At 61.6% G+C, this 15740-nt stretch carries 14 protein-coding genes; 5 read left to right on the top strand and 9 right to left on the bottom strand.

Annotated features, from left to right (window positions below; genetic code table 11):
* Positions 1-39 precede the first annotated feature (39 nt).
* Entirely contained in the window at positions 40-621 is a 582-nt protein-coding gene (locus tag C8K66_RS15495; RefSeq protein ID WP_046384738.1) for a GspH/FimT family protein, read from the top strand.
* On the opposite strand, the gene ispH is transcribed toward C8K66_RS15495, so the two are convergent.
* The 6 genes from ispH to murJ all read right to left on the bottom strand — a co-directional run bounded on the left by ispH (position 575) and on the right by murJ (position 8050).
* Complete coding sequence (gene ispH, locus C8K66_RS15490) at positions 575-1522, bottom strand: 4-hydroxy-3-methylbut-2-enyl diphosphate reductase (protein WP_017845487.1); 948 nt, start codon at positions 1520-1522, stop codon at positions 575-577. The genes C8K66_RS15495 and ispH overlap by 47 nt on opposite strands.
* Positions 1523-1659: 137 nt before the next feature.
* The gene (gene fkpB / locus C8K66_RS15485) at positions 1660-2097 is read right to left on the bottom strand and encodes an FKBP-type peptidyl-prolyl cis-trans isomerase (protein ID WP_169850802.1); all 438 of its coding nucleotides are present in this window, start codon (positions 2095-2097) and stop codon (positions 1660-1662) included.
* 7 nt (positions 2098-2104) lie between these two features.
* Positions 2105-2614, bottom strand: coding sequence for a signal peptidase II (gene lspA / locus C8K66_RS15480; protein ID WP_017845489.1), 510 nt, complete (start codon positions 2612-2614; stop codon positions 2105-2107).
* Positions 2607-5438: an isoleucine--tRNA ligase gene (gene ileS, locus C8K66_RS15475; RefSeq protein WP_017845490.1), complete on the bottom strand. Its 2832-nt coding sequence runs from the start codon at positions 5436-5438 to the stop codon at positions 2607-2609. Before ileS ends, lspA begins: the two co-directional genes overlap by 8 nt.
* A gap of 14 nt (positions 5439-5452) precedes the next feature.
* Positions 5453-6391 carry a bifunctional riboflavin kinase/FAD synthetase gene (ribF, locus tag C8K66_RS15470; protein WP_017845491.1) on the bottom strand — a complete coding sequence of 313 codons (939 nt, stop codon included), beginning with the start codon at positions 6389-6391 and terminating at the stop codon, positions 5453-5455.
* Positions 6392-6511: 120 nt separating this feature from the next.
* Positions 6512-8050, bottom strand: coding sequence for a murein biosynthesis integral membrane protein MurJ (gene murJ / locus C8K66_RS15465; RefSeq protein WP_108525309.1), 1539 nt, complete (start codon positions 8048-8050; stop codon positions 6512-6514).
* 253 nt (positions 8051-8303) lie between these two features.
* Between murJ and rpsT the strand changes: the two genes are divergently transcribed.
* Complete coding sequence (gene rpsT / locus C8K66_RS15460; protein WP_003215870.1) at positions 8304-8582, top strand: 30S ribosomal protein S20; 279 nt, start codon at positions 8304-8306, stop codon at positions 8580-8582.
* A gap of 164 nt (positions 8583-8746) precedes the next feature.
* Here rpsT and C8K66_RS15455 read toward each other — a convergent pair whose 3' ends face one another.
* Positions 8747-9232 (bottom strand): peptidylprolyl isomerase, encoded by a 486-nt coding sequence (locus tag C8K66_RS15455; protein ID WP_017845493.1) that lies wholly within the window; start codon positions 9230-9232, stop codon positions 8747-8749.
* Between C8K66_RS15455 and C8K66_RS15450 the strand changes: the two genes are divergently transcribed.
* The 3 genes from C8K66_RS15450 to C8K66_RS15440 all read left to right on the top strand — a co-directional run bounded on the left by C8K66_RS15450 (position 9231) and on the right by C8K66_RS15440 (position 12600).
* On the top strand, positions 9231-9521 hold the full coding sequence (locus tag C8K66_RS15450) for a DUF3565 domain-containing protein (protein ID WP_046384743.1): 291 nt from the start codon (positions 9231-9233) through the stop codon (positions 9519-9521). The two genes, C8K66_RS15455 and C8K66_RS15450, sit on opposite strands and share 2 nt — an antisense overlap.
* Before the next feature lie 79 nt (positions 9522-9600).
* Complete coding sequence (pta, locus tag C8K66_RS15445; RefSeq protein WP_046384744.1) at positions 9601-11700, top strand: phosphate acetyltransferase; 2100 nt, start codon at positions 9601-9603, stop codon at positions 11698-11700.
* Positions 11701-12600 (top strand): acyltransferase, encoded by a 900-nt coding sequence (locus tag C8K66_RS15440; RefSeq protein ID WP_046384745.1) that lies wholly within the window; start codon positions 11701-11703, stop codon positions 12598-12600.
* Between the two features lie 175 nt (positions 12601-12775).
* On the opposite strand, the gene cysN is transcribed toward C8K66_RS15440, so the two are convergent.
* On the bottom strand, positions 12776-14674 hold the full coding sequence (gene cysN / locus C8K66_RS15435; RefSeq protein WP_046488067.1) for a sulfate adenylyltransferase subunit CysN: 1899 nt from the start codon (positions 14672-14674) through the stop codon (positions 12776-12778).
* 9 nt (positions 14675-14683) lie between these two features.
* Complete coding sequence (gene cysD / locus C8K66_RS15430) at positions 14684-15601, bottom strand: sulfate adenylyltransferase subunit CysD (RefSeq protein WP_010565604.1); 918 nt, start codon at positions 15599-15601, stop codon at positions 14684-14686.
* Between the last annotated feature and the right edge of the window lie 139 nt (positions 15602-15740).

The raw sequence follows: 15740 nt of genomic DNA, 5'->3' as shown, positions 1-15740 counted from the left end.
GCCACCTGAATATTCATCGCGTCCACGGAGGGACCGCACATGACACAACGAGGCTTCACCCTGATCGAACTACTGCTCGGGCTGATCCTGAGCGGCATCCTCGCGCAGCTGGCGGTCCCCAGTTTCAAGGGGTTGCTGGAGTCCCAGCAGCGACACAGTGCGGCCCAGTCTCTGGTTGGCGGCCTGCGCTATGCGCGCAGCGAAGCCATCGCACGCAACCGGGCGGTAGTCATTCATGCCTTGGACGACGATTGGAGCCGGGGCTGGCGGGTGATCGTGGACCTGAACGGGCGCGGCCATCTGGACGACGATAATCCCGTACTGCTGGAGCACCAGGACAATGGGCGCGTACCGATCGTGGGCAATGGCCCGGTCAGGAGCCAGGTACGCTTCAGCGGGCTGGGCGAGCCGGTCTTTGCCGGCGGGGGCTTTCGTGCCGGCACCGTGCATGTATGCGCCACGGATCAGGCACAAAGCCTGTTTCAAGTGGTGCTGGCTCCCAGCGGACGCATCAGCCTGCGCCGGGATAAAACCGAGCAGGCATTATGCCGGGGCTCGCTCAACACCCTGGGACTCAGAGCAGCGAACGCACCCGCAGCTCCTTGGGCATGGAGAAAGTGATGTTCTCCTCACGACCGGCCAACTCATCGGCACCGGTGGCGCCCCAGGCCTGCAACTGCTGGATCACACCGCGCACCAGCACTTCCGGTGCCGAGGCGCCCGCAGTGATGCCGATGCGCTCGACGCCGTCGAACCAACTGCGCTGCATGTCCTCGGCGCCGTCGATCAGGTACGCCGGCGTGGCCATGCGTTCAGCCAGTTCACGCAGGCGGTTGGAGTTGGAGCTGTTAGGGCTGCCGACAACCAGCACCACATCACATTCATCGGCCAGTTGCTTGACTGCGTCCTGGCGGTTTTGCGTGGCGTAGCAGATGTCGTCCTTGCGTGGGCCGCCAATTGCCGGGAAGCGTGTGCGCAAGGCATCGATCACTCGGCTGGTGTCGTCCATCGACAACGTGGTCTGGGTGACGAAGGCCAAACGCTCAGGGTTGCGTACCTGCAGGTTGGCGACGTCTTTTTCGTCTTCCACCAGGTAGATCGCGCCACCGTTGCTGCCATCGTACTGGCCCATGGTGCCTTCGACTTCCGGGTGGCCGGCGTGGCCGATCAGGATGCACTCACGGCCATCACGGCTGTAGCGCGCGACTTCGATATGCACCTTGGTAACCAATGGGCAGGTGGCATCGAACACTTTCAGGCCGCGGCCTGCTGCTTCGGTCCGCACCGCCTGGGATACGCCGTGGGCGCTGAAGATAACGATAACGTCGTCCGGCACCTGGTCGAGCTCTTCGACAAAGATGGCGCCGCGAGCGCGCAAGTCTTCGACCACGAATTTGTTGTGGACGACTTCATGGCGCACATAAATCGGCGGCCCGAAGACTTCCAGGGCACGGTTGACGATTTCGATCGCGCGGTCCACGCCGGCGCAGAAGCCACGGGGGTTGGCGAGTTTGATTTGCATGCTGTGCCTCGTGTCTTTGTGGGAGCTGGCTTGCGTGCGATGCGGTCGACTCGGTGTATCAGGTACACCGAGGTGATGCCATCGCAGGCAAGCCAGCTCCCACACAAGCCAGCGCCCGCAGGAGCCGGTTCTGTCAGTTAGAGCGCTTTAACGTCGAAGATTTCTACGTCAAACGTCAAGGTTTTACCGGCCAACGGGTGGTTGAAGTCGATGGTCACTTGCGCGTCATCGAAGGCTTTGACCACACCCGGCAGCTCGGTGTTCGCCGCATCGTTGAAGATCACCAGCAGGCCTTCCGACAGTTCCATGTCCTGGAACTGCGAACGCGGGATGATCTGTACGTTTTGCGGGTTGGGCTGGCCAAAGGCGTTTTCCGGCAGGATCTGCAGGGTGCGCTTGTCGCCGGCCTTGAAGCCGAACAAGGCCGCTTCAAAACCCGGCAGCAGGTTGCCATCGCCCACCTTGAAGGTCGCCGGGGATTTGTCGAACGTGCTGTCGACCGTGTCGCCATTCTCCAGGCGCAATGCGAAATGCAAGGTGACTTCCGTGTTCTGGCCGATGCGTTGTTCAGCCAATACCTGATCAGTCATGAACGGTCTCTCCGGTTTTCTTACTTTTGAACATATCGAGTGCCAGCATGATTGCACCGACGGTGATGGCGCTGTCGGCAAAATTGAACGCGGGGAAGTACCAGCGGTTCTGCCAATGCACCAGAATGAAGTCGATCACATGGCCCAGGGCGATGCGGTCGTACAGGTTGCCCAGCGCGCCACCCAGCACCAGCGCCAAGGCGATGGCCAGCCAGGTGTCATCGCGCCCCAGTCGCTTGAGCCAGACCACCAGCACCGCACTGACCACCACGGCGATCAGGGCGAACAACCAGCGCTGCCAGCCGCCGCCATCGGCCAGGAAGCTGAACGCCGCGCCGGTGTTATAGGCCAGCGTCCAGCTGAAGTAATCCGGGATCACCACGATCTGCTGGAACATCTCCAGGGAGCCCTCGAAGTGAGCCTTGCTGACCTGGTCGATGACCAGGACCAGCACGCTCAATACGAGCCAGCCAAGACGTCCGAAACGACTGGCGTTAGGCATAGTGACGAACCTCGCCGGCACCGCTGATGTTGTCGACGCAACGACCGCAGATTTCCGGATGCTCAGGGTTCACGCCGACATCTTCACGGCAGTGCCAGCAACGGGCGCACTTGGGGAAGGCCGACTTGACGACTTTGAGCTTCAGGCCAGGCACTTCGGTAGCCACGGCGTCCGCCGGGGCCTGGGCGAATGGCGCCAGGCTCGCGGTGGAGGTGATCAGCACGAAGCGCAGTTCGTTGCTCAGCTTGGCCAGGTCGGCGCTCAGGCCTTCCTCGGCAAACAGGGTGACTTCGGCTTGCAGGTTGCCACCGACGGCCTTGGCCGCGCGCTGCACTTCCAGCTCCTTGTTCACGGCCACTTTCACCGCCATCACGCCGTCCCAGTACTCGCGGCCCAGTTCGAAGTCGGCCGGCAGTTCGGTCAGGCCTTCGTACCAAGTGTTGAGCATCACCGATTCGTTGCGCTCGCCCGGCAGGTATTCCCACAGTTCGTCGGCGGTGAAGGCCAGGATCGGTGCGATCCAGCGCACCAGCGCTTCGGAGATGTGGTACAGCGCGGTCTGCGCCGAGCGGCGCGCCTTGCTGTTGACGCCGGTGGTGTACTGGCGATCCTTGATGATGTCGAGGTAGAAACCGCCCAGCTCCTGCACGCAGAAGTTGTGGATCTTCGAGTAGACGTTCCAGAAGCGGTATTCGCCGTAGTGCTCTTGCAACTCGCGCTGCAGCAACAGGGTACGGTCCACGGCCCAACGGTCCAGGGCAAGCATGTCCTCGGCCGGCAGGATGTCGGTAGCCGGGTTGAAACCGGTCAGGTTCGACAGCATGAAGCGTGCGGTATTGCGGATACGGCGGTAGGCATCGGCGCTACGCTGCAGGATCTGCTCCGACACGGCCATCTCGCCCGAATAATCGGTCGAGGCCACCCACAGACGCATGATGTCAGCGCCCAGGGTGTCGTTGACCTTTTGCGGCGCGATCACGTTGCCCAGGGACTTGGACATCTTGCGGCCGTTTTCGTCGACGGTGAAACCGTGGGTCAGCAGTTCGCGGTACGGTGCGTGGTCGTCGATGGCGCAACCGGTCAAAAGCGACGAGTGGAACCAGCCACGGTGCTGGTCCGAACCTTCCAGGTACAGGTCGGCGCGCGGGCCGGCCGCATGACCCATCGGGTGCGAACCGCGCAGCACGTGCCAATGGGTGGTGCCGGAGTCGAACCACACGTCGAGGGTGTCGCTGATCTTGTCGTACAGCGGCGCTTCGTCGCCCAACAGCTCGGCGGCGTCCAGCTTGAACCAGGCTTCGATGCCTTCCTGCTCAACGCGCTGGGCCACGACTTCCATCAGTTCGACGGTACGCGGGTGCAGCTCGCCGCTTTCCTTGTTGAGGAAGAACGGGATCGGCACGCCCCAGTTGCGCTGGCGGGAGATGCACCAGTCCGGACGGTTGGCGATCATCGAGTGCAGGCGCGCCTGGCCCCAGGCCGGGACGAACTTGGTGTCTTCGATGGCTTTGATCGCACGGTTGCGCAGGGTGTCGCCGCTGGCCGGTTCTTTATCCATGCCGATGAACCACTGCGCGGTGGCGCGGTAGATCAGCGGGGTCTTGTGGCGCCAGCAGTGCATGTAGCTGTGCTTGATGGTCTCGGTGTGCAGCAGCGCGCCGACTTCCGACAGCTTGTCGATGATCGGCTGGTTGGCCTTGAAGATGAACTGGCCACCGAAGAATTCCAGGGACGGCGCATAAACACCGTTGCTCTGCACCGGGTTCAAGATGTCGTCGTTGACCATGCCGTAGGCCTTGCAGGTCACGAAGTCGTCTACGCCGTAAGCAGGCGCGGAGTGAACGATGCCGGTGCCGGCGCCCAGTTCAACGTAGTCAGCCAGGTACACCGGCGACAGGCGGTCGTAGAACGGGTGACGGAAGTTGATCAGTTCCAGCGCGGAACCGGTGGTGGTGGCGATCACCGAACCTTCCAGCGCGTAACGCGCCAGGCAGGCTTCGACCATCTCTTCGGCCAGCACCAGCAGGCGATCACCGACATCCACCAGGGCGTAGGTGAATTCCGGGTGGACGTTCAGCGCCTGGTTGGCGGGGATGGTCCACGGGGTGGTGGTCCAGATCACGATGGCGGCTGGCTTGGCCAGGCTTGCCAGGCCAAAGGCCGCGGCCAGCTTGGCGTCGTCGGCGATCGGGAAGGCCACGTCGATGGTCGAGGACTTCTTGTCTTCGTACTCGACTTCCGCTTCAGCCAGGGCCGAACCGCAGTCGAAGCACCAGTTCACGGGCTTGAGGCCCTTGAACACGAAACCGCCCTTGACGATTTCGGCCAAGGCGCGGATTTCACCGGCCTCGTTCTTGAAGTCCATGGTTTTGTACGGGTTGGCCCAGTCGCCCAGGACACCCAGGCGGATGAACTCGGACTTCTGCCCTTCGATCTGCTCGGTGGCGTAGGCACGGCACAGTTCGCGGGTTTTATCGGCGCCCAGGTTCTTGCCGTGGGTCACTTCGACTTTGTGTTCGATCGGCAGGCCGTGGCAATCCCAACCCGGGACATACGGTGCGTCGAAGCCCGAAAGGGTCTTCGAGCGGACGATCATGTCCTTGAGAATCTTGTTCAGCGCATGACCGATGTGAATCGTGCCGTTGGCATAAGGAGGGCCGTCGTGCAGGACGAATTTCGGACGATCCTTGCCAATTTCGCGCAACTTTCCGTACAGGCCAATACTGTCCCAGCGCTGCAGGATCTGCGGTTCGCGCTGTGGCAGGCCGGCCTTCATTGGGAAGGCGGTGTCCGGAAGGTTTAGCGTGGCTTTATAGTCGGTCATTTAAGGCTCTTCGGTTAGCGATGGGCGCTAGGTGCGGCTAGGGCACGGGCGGCGGCGACATCCGCATTGATCGCCGTTTTCAACGCCTCGAGGGAGGCGAAACGCTGCTCTTCACGCAGCTTTTGGTGGAAAACCACCGTCAAACGCCGGTCATACAGATCACCGGCAAAATCCAAAAGGTGAACCTCCAGGTGGGCCTTGCCATCACCTGCAACCGTGGGCCTGACGCCTATATTGGCGACTCCCGGCCACGATTGGCCGTCGATGTCGACGCTCACCAGGTAAACCCCGGTCAGCGGCACACGACGGCGCTTGAGCTGCACGTTGGCGGTTGGCGTGCCCAGTTGGCGCGCCAGCTTCTGGCCGTGCAATACCCGCCCGGCAATGCGGAACGGGCGACCGAGCAAACGCTCGGCCAAGGCGAAGTCGGCAGCGGCCAGGGCATTACGCACCTGGGTACTGCTCACGCGCAGGCCGTCCAGTTCGACGGTTTGCGCGGCTTCGACGGTAAAACCCTGGGTTACGCCGGCGTGCTGCAGAAAATCGAAATCGCCGACCCGATCACAGCCGAAACGGAAGTCGTCGCCGACCTCCAGGTGCTGTACGCCCAAGCCATCCACCAGGATACGGTCGACGAACTCGGCGGCGCTGAGGCTGCGCAAACGCTGGTTGAAGGCCAGGCACAGCACACGGTCCACGCCCTCCTCGGCCAACAGTTGCAGCTTGTCGCGCAAGCGGGCCAGGCGCGCTGGCGCCGTTTCCGGGGTAAAGAATTCCCGCGGCTGTGGCTCAAAAATCACCACGCAGCTGGGCACGCCCAACTCGACCGCACGCTCGCGCAGCCGGGCCAGGATAGCCTGGTGGCCACGGTGTACACCGTCAAAGTTGCCAATAGTGGCGACGCAGCCCCGATGCTGGGGGCGCAGGTTGTGGAGACCTCGAACCAGCTGCATAACGCGCTTCTTGCTCATAAAGTGGTCGATTATAACCACACCCGGCCCCGGATCACAGGCAACAGCGCAGGGCAAAATGGATGGAATCGATAAAACACCGGTTTTATCGCGGCAAACTCGCTAACCCAGCGCCTTGCGATTGAAATCCCGCAGGCGGAAACCTTGCAGCAGCAACATCCCGAAGTACACCACCACGCCCGCCACCACCAGCACGCCCAGGCGCAAGAAACGCTCGAGCATATGGCCTTGATCCCAGGCCGGCATGAAGTGCATCAGACCCAGCAATACCGCCGACATCATCGCCACCGCCACCAGCAGCTTGAGGGCAAACATGCCCCAGCCAGGCTGCGGCTGGAACATCTGCTGTTTGCGCAGTTGGTAAAACAGCAGGCCGGCATTGATACAGGCACCGGCGCTGATGGCCAGGGCCAGGCCGGCATGCGCCAGCGGACCGATGAACACCAGGTTGAGCAGTTGCGTGACGATCAGCGTGAAGATCGCGATCTTCACCGGCGTGCGGATGTTTTGCTGGGCGTAGAACCCCGGCGCCAGCACTTTGATCACGATAATCCCAAGCAGACCGACCGAGTAAGCGATCAGCGCGTGCTGAGTCATCAAGGCATCGTGCGCGCCGAATTGCCCGTACTGGAACAACGACACCGTCAGTGGCTCGGCGAGGATTCCCAGGGCCAGCGAGCACGGCAACACCAGCACGAAGCACAGGCGCAGGCCCCAATCGAGAATGCGCGAGTATTCATGGCGGTCCTTGCTCGCGTAAGTACGCGCCAGCGTCGGCAGCAGAATCGTGCCCAGGGCCACGCCGAGGACGCCGGACGGCAGCTCCATCAAGCGATCGGCGTAGTACATCCACGACACCGAACCGGACACCAGCAATGAGGCGAACGCGGTGTTGATGATCAGCGAAATCTGGCTGACCGACACCCCGAGGATCGCTGGCAGCATATTGCGCATCACGCGCCAGACGCCGGTGTCCTTGAGGTTCAGGCTCGGCAACACGAGCATGCCGATCTTTTTCAGGTGCGGCAGTTGGTAGAGCAATTGCGCCAGGCCGCCGGCCAGGACGGCCCAGCCCAGGGCCATGACCGGTGGATCGAAGTAAGGCGTGAGGAACAGCGCGAAAATAATCATGCTGACGTTAAGCAGGGTCGGCACGAACGCCGGCACCGAGAAACGGTTCCAGGTATTGAGGATGGCGCCAGCCAGGGATGACAGGGAAATCAGCAATATGTAGGGGAAAGTCACCCGCAGCAGATCAGTGGTCAGCGCGAATTTTTCCGGCGTATTGGCAAAACCGGGCGCCGTGGCCCAGATCACCCACGGCGCGGCGAGCATACCGATCACAGTCACCAGCATCAGCACCAGGGTCAGCAAGCCCGAGACATAGGCAATGAATGTGCGGGTCGCCTCCTCGCCCTGCTGCGTCTTGTATTCCGCCAGAATCGGCACGAACGCCTGGGAAAACGCGCCCTCGGCGAAGATCCGCCGCAACAGGTTGGGCAGTTTAAAGGCAATGAAGAACGCATCCGTGGCCATGCTGGCGCCGAAAATGCGTGCCAACAAGGTGTCACGCACAAACCCCAATACCCGGGAAATCATCGTGATTGAGCTGACGGCAGCCAACGATTTGAGCAGATTCATTGAAAGAGTTTGCGCCTATAGATAAAGAGCAGGCGAACTACGCGCCTACTTATGCGATACTGCGCGCCTGCAACAGCACAGCGCCAAAGCTCGCGAGTTTACAGGTCAAGCGCCGGAAATAAATCACCCGCCTCTTCAGATCGACCACTCAGCAGTTCGCATCAACCGCCCTTGACAACCCATCAACTCATCGGCATGATTCGCGGCCTATTTTGTTTGCTATTTCCTAAAAAGTCTTTCGAGGAGCTCGACGGTGGCCAACACACCTTCCGCCAAAAAACGTGCAAAACAGGCTGAGAAGCGTCGCAGCCACAACGCCAGCCTGCGTTCCATGGTTCGTACCTACATCAAGAATGTAGTTAAGGCCATTGACGCAAAAGACGCTGAAAAAGCTCAAGCTGCTTACGTTCTGGCTGTGCCAGTTATCGACCGTATGGCCGATAAAGGCATCATCCACAAGAACAAAGCTGCTCGCCATAAAGGTCGCCTGAACGGCCACATCAAGGCTCTGAACCTTGCTGCTGCAGCCTAAGCGATAAACTGCCACGCAGGTTTACCTGCGTAACAGTTAAGAAATGCCCCGTACCGAAAGGTCCGGGGCATTTTTGTTTGGGCGCCATACATCTTTATTGCACGCACAAAAAAACGCCCCGAACCAGTCGGGGCGTTTTTGCTACCACCTGATCAAAACATCGATCAATGGTGATGACCGCCTTCACCGTGGACGTGGCCGTGAGCGACTTCTTCCTGGGAAGCGTCGCGGATGGCAACGATCTTCACTTGGAAGTTCAGGCGCTGGCCTGCCAGAGGGTGGTTACCGTCGACAGTGACGTCGTCGCCGTCCAGATCACGGATGGTGACGATCTGCATTTGGCCGTCCGGCGCGGAAGCGTGGAACTGCATGCCCACTTCCAGTTCGTCGACACCTTCGAACATGCTGCGGCTCAGGGTGCTGACCAGTTCGGCGGAGTATTCGCCGTAAGCATTTTCAGGCTCTACGACAACGGTCAGTTCATCACCGACGCTCTTGCCGACCAGGGCGTTTTCCAGGCCCGGGATAATGTTGCCTGCGCCTTGCAGGTAGACCAGCGGCGCGCCGCCGGCTGAGCTGTCGATGACCTCACCAGCGTCGTTGGTCAGGGTATAGTCGATGGAGACAGCCTTGTTAGCGGCGATCGTCATGGGGCGAGACCTTTTGCATAAGAATGAAGAACGGACAAGTCTAAACAAGGATTTGCCCGAAAGCGAACAGAACCCGGACGGACGGGACCAATCAACGGCCGTCGTCATCATCGGATTCCACCAGGACGACGACCGGCACTGGGTTGCCGAGCTGTCCTGCGGCCACACCCAGCACCTGCGCCACCAGCCGCCCTGGCAATCGCGCGCCTGGGTGCTCGACCCCGCACGCCGCCTGGAAAAAATAGGCCAGCCCTTTGCCTGCGGCTGGTGTGCGCAGGAGCGCGAATAACGATAACCTTGGCGCCTGATTCCCGGTAGGCACTCAACCATAGAGCGCCACCGAAGCCATGCACCTCCAGAGAATTCGCATGCAGACTTTTTTTATCGCGCCCACCGATTTTGGTGTGGGTCTGACCTCTATCAGCCTTGGGCTGGTCCGCACCCTTGAACGTGCCGGGTTGAAAGTCGGCTTCTTCAAACCGATTGCCCAGCCGCACCCCGGCGACACCGGCCCCGAACGCTCCACCGAACTGGTGGCGCGCACCCACGGCCTCAAACCGCCGCAGCCCCTGGGCCTGGCCCATGTCGAGCGGATGCTCGGCGACGGCCAGCTCGACGAGTTGCTCGAAGAAATCATCACCCTGTATCAGCAGGCCGCCGTGGGCAAGGACGTGCTGATCGTCGAAGGCATGGTGCCGACCCGCAGCGCCAGCTATGCGGCGCGGGTCAACCTGCACCTGGCCAAGAGCCTGGACGCGGAAGTGATCCTGGTCTCGGCGCCGGAAAACGAAGTGCTCACCGAGCTCTCCGGCCGCGTGGAGCTGCAGGCCCAACTGTTCGGCGGCCCGAAGGACCCGAAAGTGCTCGGCGTGATCCTCAACAAGGTACGCACCGATGAAAGCATGGAGGCCTTCTCGGCGCGCCTCAAGGAGCATTCGCCGTTGCTGCGCAGCGGGGATTTCCGCCTGCTCGGCTGCATTCCTTTCCAGCCCGAACTCAACGCGCCGCGCACCCGTGACGTCGCCGACCTGATGAGCGCGCAGATCCTCAACGCCGGGGATTACGAAACCCGGCGCATGACCAAGATCATCATCTGCGCCCGCACCATGCGCAACACCGTGGAACTGCTCAAGCCGGGCGTGCTGGTGGTGACACCGGGTGACCGCGACGACATCATCCTCGCCGTCAGCCTGGCGGCGATCAACGGCGTGCCCCTGGCCGGCCTGCTGCTGACCAGCGACACCCTGCCCGACCCGCGCATCATGGACCTCTGTCGAGGCGCGTTCCAGGCCGGGTTGCCGGTGCTGTCGGTGAGTACCGGTTCCTATGAGACAGCGAACCTGCTCAACAACCTGAACAAGGAAATCCCCATCGATGACCGTGAGCGGGCCGAGATCATCACCGATTTCGTCGCCAGCCACCTCGATGCGCGCTGGCTGCACCAACGCTGCGGCACGCCACGGGAAATGCGCCTGTCGCCGGCGGTGTTCCGCTACCAGTTGATCCAACGCGCCCAGGCCGCCAACAAGCGCATCGTCCTGCCCGAAGGCAGCGAGCCGTTGACCGTGCAAGCCGCCGCGATCTGCCAGGCCCGCGGCATTGCCCGCTGCGTGTTGCTGGCCAAGCCGGCGGACGTCGAAGCGGTCGCCCGCGCCCAGGGCATCGAATTGCCCGAAGGCCTGGAGATTCTAGACCCGGACCTGATCCGCGAGCGTTATGTCGAACCGATGGTCGCGTTGCGCAAAAGCAAAAGCCTCAACGCGCCGATGGCCGAACAGCAGCTCGAAGACACCGTGGTGATCGCGACCATGATGCTCGCACTGGATGAAGTCGACGGCCTGGTCTCCGGCGTTATCCACTCCACCGCGAACACCATCCGCCCGGCCCTGCAACTGATCAAGACCGCGCCGGGCTGCACCCTGGTGTCGTCGGTGTTCTTCATGCTGTTCCCCGAACAGGTGCTGGTGTACGGCGACTGTGTGATGAACCCGCACCCGAGCGCCGCCGAACTGGCGGAAATCGCCCTGCAGAGCGCCGACTCGGCGGCCGCGTTCGGTATCACCCCGCGGGTGGCGATGATCAGCTATTCCAGCGGTGAGTCGGCCAGCGGCGAAGAGGTGGAAAAGGTCCGCGAAGCCACCCTGCTCGCCCATGAACAGCAAAGTTCGCTGCTGATCGACGGCCCGTTGCAATACGATGCCGCCGCCAACGAAACCGTCGCCCGGCAACTGGCGCCCAACAGCCTGGTGGCGGGCAAGGCCACGGTCTTCGTGTTCCCCGACCTGAACACCGGCAACACCACCCACAAGGCGGTACAACGCAGCGCCGATTGCGTCAGCCTCGGGCCGATGCTCCAGGGCCTGCGCAAACCGGTGAACGACCTGCCGCGCGGCGCCCAGGTCGACGACATTGTGTACACCATCGCCCTGACCGCGATTCAAGCCGCCAACCGACCTATGGATATCTAAATGCTGGATTTTCTACCTGCCGCCGTGCGCGGGGTAATCGCGTCGTTGCTGCTGGCGCTGAACACGATCCTGCTGTGTTCGTTCCTGTTCATCGTCGCGCTGTTCAAGGCACTGCCGTTCGCCAAACGTTTCAGCGAATGGCTGATGAACCACACCCATGAAGCCTGGATCAGCAACAACAAGGCGTGGATGAACCTGGTGCGGCGCACCCGCTGGCACCTCAAAGGCCTGGAAGGGCTGGACTACCAGCACTCTTATCTGGTGACCAGCAACCACCAGAGCTGGGTCGACATCATGGTCCTGCAATACGTGCTCAATCGCCGCATTCGCCCGCTGAAGTTCTTTCTCAAGCAGGAACTGATCTGGGTGCCGGTGATTGGCCTGGCCTGGTGGGCGTTGGGCTTTCCGTTCATGAAGCGCTACTCCAAGGCCTACCTGGAAAAACACCCGGAGAAGAAAGGCAAGGACCTGGAAACCACCCGCAAGACCTGCGCTAAGTTTCGCGCCAACCCTGTGGGCATTTTCAACTTTGCCGAAGGCACGCGGTTTACCGTCGGCAAGCATGCGCAGCAGAAGTCGCCGTTTCGCTACCTGCTCAAGCCCAAGGCTGGCGGTATCGCGTTTGTGCTGGATGCCATGGGTGAGCAGCTCAAGTCATTGGTCAATGTGACCATCCACTACCCCGCCGGGCGCCCAGGCTACTGGGACTTGTTGTGTGGGAATGTGCAGGACGTGGTGGTGCAGTTCGAAGAGGTGCAGATTCCGGCCGAGTTCATTGGCAAGAATTATGAGCAGGATAGCGAGTATCGGCTGGCGTTCCAGGCCTGGATCAACCGGTTGTGGGAAGACAAGGACGCGCTGCTGAAACAGTTGCACACCGACTACCCAGGCCGCCACTGATCAAAAGGTGGGAGGGGGCTTGCCCCCGATAGCGGTGGTTCAGTCACCCGATGCTCTGACTGACACTCTGCAATCGGGGGCAAGCCCCCTCCCACATTTGACCGAGCCCGATCTTGAAGATGTGAAAAAGCCCGCCACCGATCACTCGGTGGCGGGCTTTTTGTAGCAGCTAGGTTTAGATCGCGCCGCGCTGACGCAACAGCTCCAGCACTTGCTTGACGCTGTCTTCCAGCGACAGGGCCTGGGTGTCGATCACCAGATCGGCATTCAACGGCACGTCGTAGGGGAAGGACTCGCCAGGGATGTTATCCCCACCGGCCGCGTACAAGCCTTGTGGATCGCGCTCGGCGCACACCAGCGGCGAAGCCTGCACGTAGACCGTCAGCAAGCGGTCGGCACCGATCAGTGCCTTGGCCTGTTCACGCCCTTCGGCATCCGGCGCAACGAACGCGGCCAGGGTCAGCAGGCCGGCTTCGTTGAACTGGCGCGCGACGTGAGCCGCACGACGCCAGTTCTCGGTACGCCCGACGCGATCCTGCGGCAAGCCTTTGTTCAGGTCGTGGCGCAGGTTCTGGCCATCCAGTACAAACACCGCGCGGCCCATGTCGAACAACTTGCGTTCAACCGCATAGGCCAGGGTGCTTTTGCCGGCGCCCGACAAGCCGCTGAACAACACGGTGGCCGGCTGCTGACCGAAGCGCTGGGCGCGCTCTTCGGTGGCCACATGGGCCAACTTGCCGTGCTGCGCGGCGCTGCCGTGGCTGACCGGCGGCGCGATGATCATGCCCGCGGCCACGGTGCCATTGGTCAAGCGGTCGATGACGATGAACGCGCCGGTGGTGCGGTTGCTCGCGTAACCGTCCAGGGCGATGGCGGCGTCGAGGCTGACCTTGACCCGGCCGATTTCGTTCAACTGCAGCGAACTCGCCGGGCCTTCGGCCAGGGTGTTCACGTCCACGCGATGCACGATGCTGGTGATGGAACCCGGCACATAGCTGGTGGCGCGCTTGATGTCGTATTTCTTGCCCGGCAGCATCGGCTCTTCGGCCATCCACACCAGCATGGCGTCGAAGGCGTCGGTCACTTGCGGCACGTTGTCGGCATGCACCAGCAGGTCGCCACGGGAGATGTCGATCTCGTCTTCCATGGTCAGGGTCACGGCCTGGCCGGGACCGGCGTGTTCCAGTTCACCGTCGAAGGTGACGATGGATTTGACGCGGCTGCTCTTGCCCGACGGCAGCACCACGACTTCGTCGCCCTTGTGGACGATGCCGCTGGCCAGGGTGCCGGCGAAACCGCGGAAGTTCAGGTTCGGACGGTTGACGTACTGCACCGGGAAACGCAGGTCGGTGTAGTTGCGGTCGTTGGCGATCTCGACGGTCTCGAGGATCTCCATCAGCGACTGGCCGGTGTACCACGGCGAACGCTCGCTCTTGTTCACCACGTTGTCGCCCTTGAGCGCCGACATCGGCACGAACGCCATGGTGCTCGGCTTGAAGGCGATACCGTCGGCGAACTTCAGGTAGTCGGCCTTGATCTGCTCGAATACGCCTTCGTCGAAACCGTTGAGGTCCATCTTGTTGATGGCGACCACGATGTGCTTGATGCCCAGCAACGAGGCTATGAAGCTGTGGCGACGGGTCTGGGTCTGCACGCCGTAGCGCGCGTCGACCAGGATGATCGCCAGGTCACAGGTGGACGCACCGGTGGCCATGTTGCGGGTGTACTGCTCATGGCCGGGGGTGTCGGCGATGATGAATTTACGCTTGGCGGTGGAGAAGTAGCGGTAGGCGACATCGATGGTGATGCCTTGCTCGCGCTCGGCCTGCAGGCCGTCGACCAGCAGAGCCAGGTCGATGTCGTCACCGGTGGTGCCGACCTTCTTCGAATCGCGGGTGATGGCTTCCAGGTGATCTTCGTAGATCATCTTGGAGTCGTGCAGCAGGCGCCCGATCAGGGTGCTCTTGCCGTCGTCGACGTTGCCGCAGGTCAGGAAGCGCAACATTTCCTTGCGCTCGTGCTGGCCCAGGTAGGCGAGGATGTCCTCGCTGATCAAATCAGATTGATGCGACATGACAACCCCTTAGAAATAGCCTTGACGTTTTTTATCTTCCATCGAGCCGGCACCATCGTGGTCGATGACCCGGCCCTGGCGCTCGGAAGTTCGCGTCAGGAGCATTTCCTGAATGATGTCCGTCAGCGTCTCCGCTTCGGACTCCACCGCGCCCGTCAACGGGTAGCAGCCAAGGGTACGGAAACGGACTTTCTTTTTGACGATGCGGGCTTTGTCTTCGTCGGACAGGTGCTCGAGGATGCGGTCGTCGTCGATCATGATCAACGTGCCGTTCTTCTCGATCACATCGCGCTCGGCGGCGAAGTACAGCGGCACGATCGGGATGCCTTCCAGGTAGATGTATTGCCAGATGTCCAGTTCGGTCCAGTTGGACAACGGGAACACACGGATCGACTCGCCCTTGTTGACGTTGCCGTTGTAGACGTTCCACAGCTCCGGGCGCTGGTTTTTCGGGTCCCAGCGGTGCTTGCTGTCGCGGAACGAGTACACGCGCTCTTTGGCACGGGATTTCTCTTCATCGCGACGGGCACCGCCGAAGGCTGCGTCGAAACCATACTTGTCCAGGGCCTGCTTGAGGCCTTCGGTCTTCATGATGTCGGTGTGCTTGGCGCTGCCGTGGGTGAACGGGTTGATGCCCTGCGCCACACCGTCCGGGTTGACGTGGGTGATCAGGTCCAGGCCCAGTTCTTCAACCATGCGGTCGCGGAACGTGTACATCTCCTGGAATTTCCACTGGGTGTCGACGTGCATCACCGGGAACGGCAGCTTGCCCGGGAAGAAGGCCTTGCGTGCCAGGTGCAGCATCACGGCGGAGTCTTTACCGATCGAGTAGAGCATCACCGGGTTGTCGAACTCGGCGGCGACCTCGCGGATGATGTGGATGCTTTCCGCCTCCAGCTGTTTCAGATGCGTCAGTTTGTCGACCATGGCTACTCACGGAAAAACGATCTTATGGACGGCCAGCGGGCCGTGTTCGAGCGAGGCATGCTAGCACAGCACCTGCTTCTATTCAGGGCGCCGACTAGATCGAAACGGTATATGGATATGCCCCGAGGTTTGGCGGCGA

It is taken from the genome of Pseudomonas sp. GV105 (genome assembly GCF_003058185.1).
Classification (GTDB): Bacteria; Pseudomonadota; Gammaproteobacteria; order Pseudomonadales; family Pseudomonadaceae; genus Aquipseudomonas; species Aquipseudomonas veronii.
This window is presented reverse-complemented; position numbering and strand designations above follow the sequence as displayed.

Coding starts and splice junctions, on each gene's coding strand:
- C8K66_RS15495 (WP_046384738.1), top strand. CDS start 40: ATGACACAACGAGGCTTCACCCTGATCGAACTACTGCTCGGGCTGATC.
- ispH (WP_017845487.1), bottom strand. CDS start 1,522: ATGCAAATCAAACTCGCCAACCCCCGTGGCTTCTGCGCCGGCGTGGAC.
- lspA (WP_017845489.1), bottom strand. CDS start 2,614: ATGCCTAACGCCAGTCGTTTCGGACGTCTTGGCTGGCTCGTATTGAGC.
- ileS (WP_017845490.1), bottom strand. CDS start 5,438: ATGACCGACTATAAAGCCACGCTAAACCTTCCGGACACCGCCTTCCCA.
- ribF (WP_017845491.1), bottom strand. CDS start 6,391: ATGCAGCTGGTTCGAGGTCTCCACAACCTGCGCCCCCAGCATCGGGGC.
- murJ (WP_108525309.1), bottom strand. CDS start 8,050: ATGAATCTGCTCAAATCGTTGGCTGCCGTCAGCTCAATCACGATGATT.
- C8K66_RS15450 (WP_046384743.1), top strand. CDS start 9,231: ATGGGGCGAGACCTTTTGCATAAGAATGAAGAACGGACAAGTCTAAAC.
- C8K66_RS15455 (WP_017845493.1), bottom strand. CDS start 9,232: ATGACGATCGCCGCTAACAAGGCTGTCTCCATCGACTATACCCTGACC.
- pta (WP_046384744.1), top strand. CDS start 9,601: ATGCAGACTTTTTTTATCGCGCCCACCGATTTTGGTGTGGGTCTGACC.
- C8K66_RS15440 (WP_046384745.1), top strand. CDS start 11,701: ATGCTGGATTTTCTACCTGCCGCCGTGCGCGGGGTAATCGCGTCGTTG.
- cysN (WP_046488067.1), bottom strand. CDS start 14,674: ATGTCGCATCAATCTGATTTGATCAGCGAGGACATCCTCGCCTACCTG.
- cysD (WP_010565604.1), bottom strand. CDS start 15,601: ATGGTCGACAAACTGACGCATCTGAAACAGCTGGAGGCGGAAAGCATC.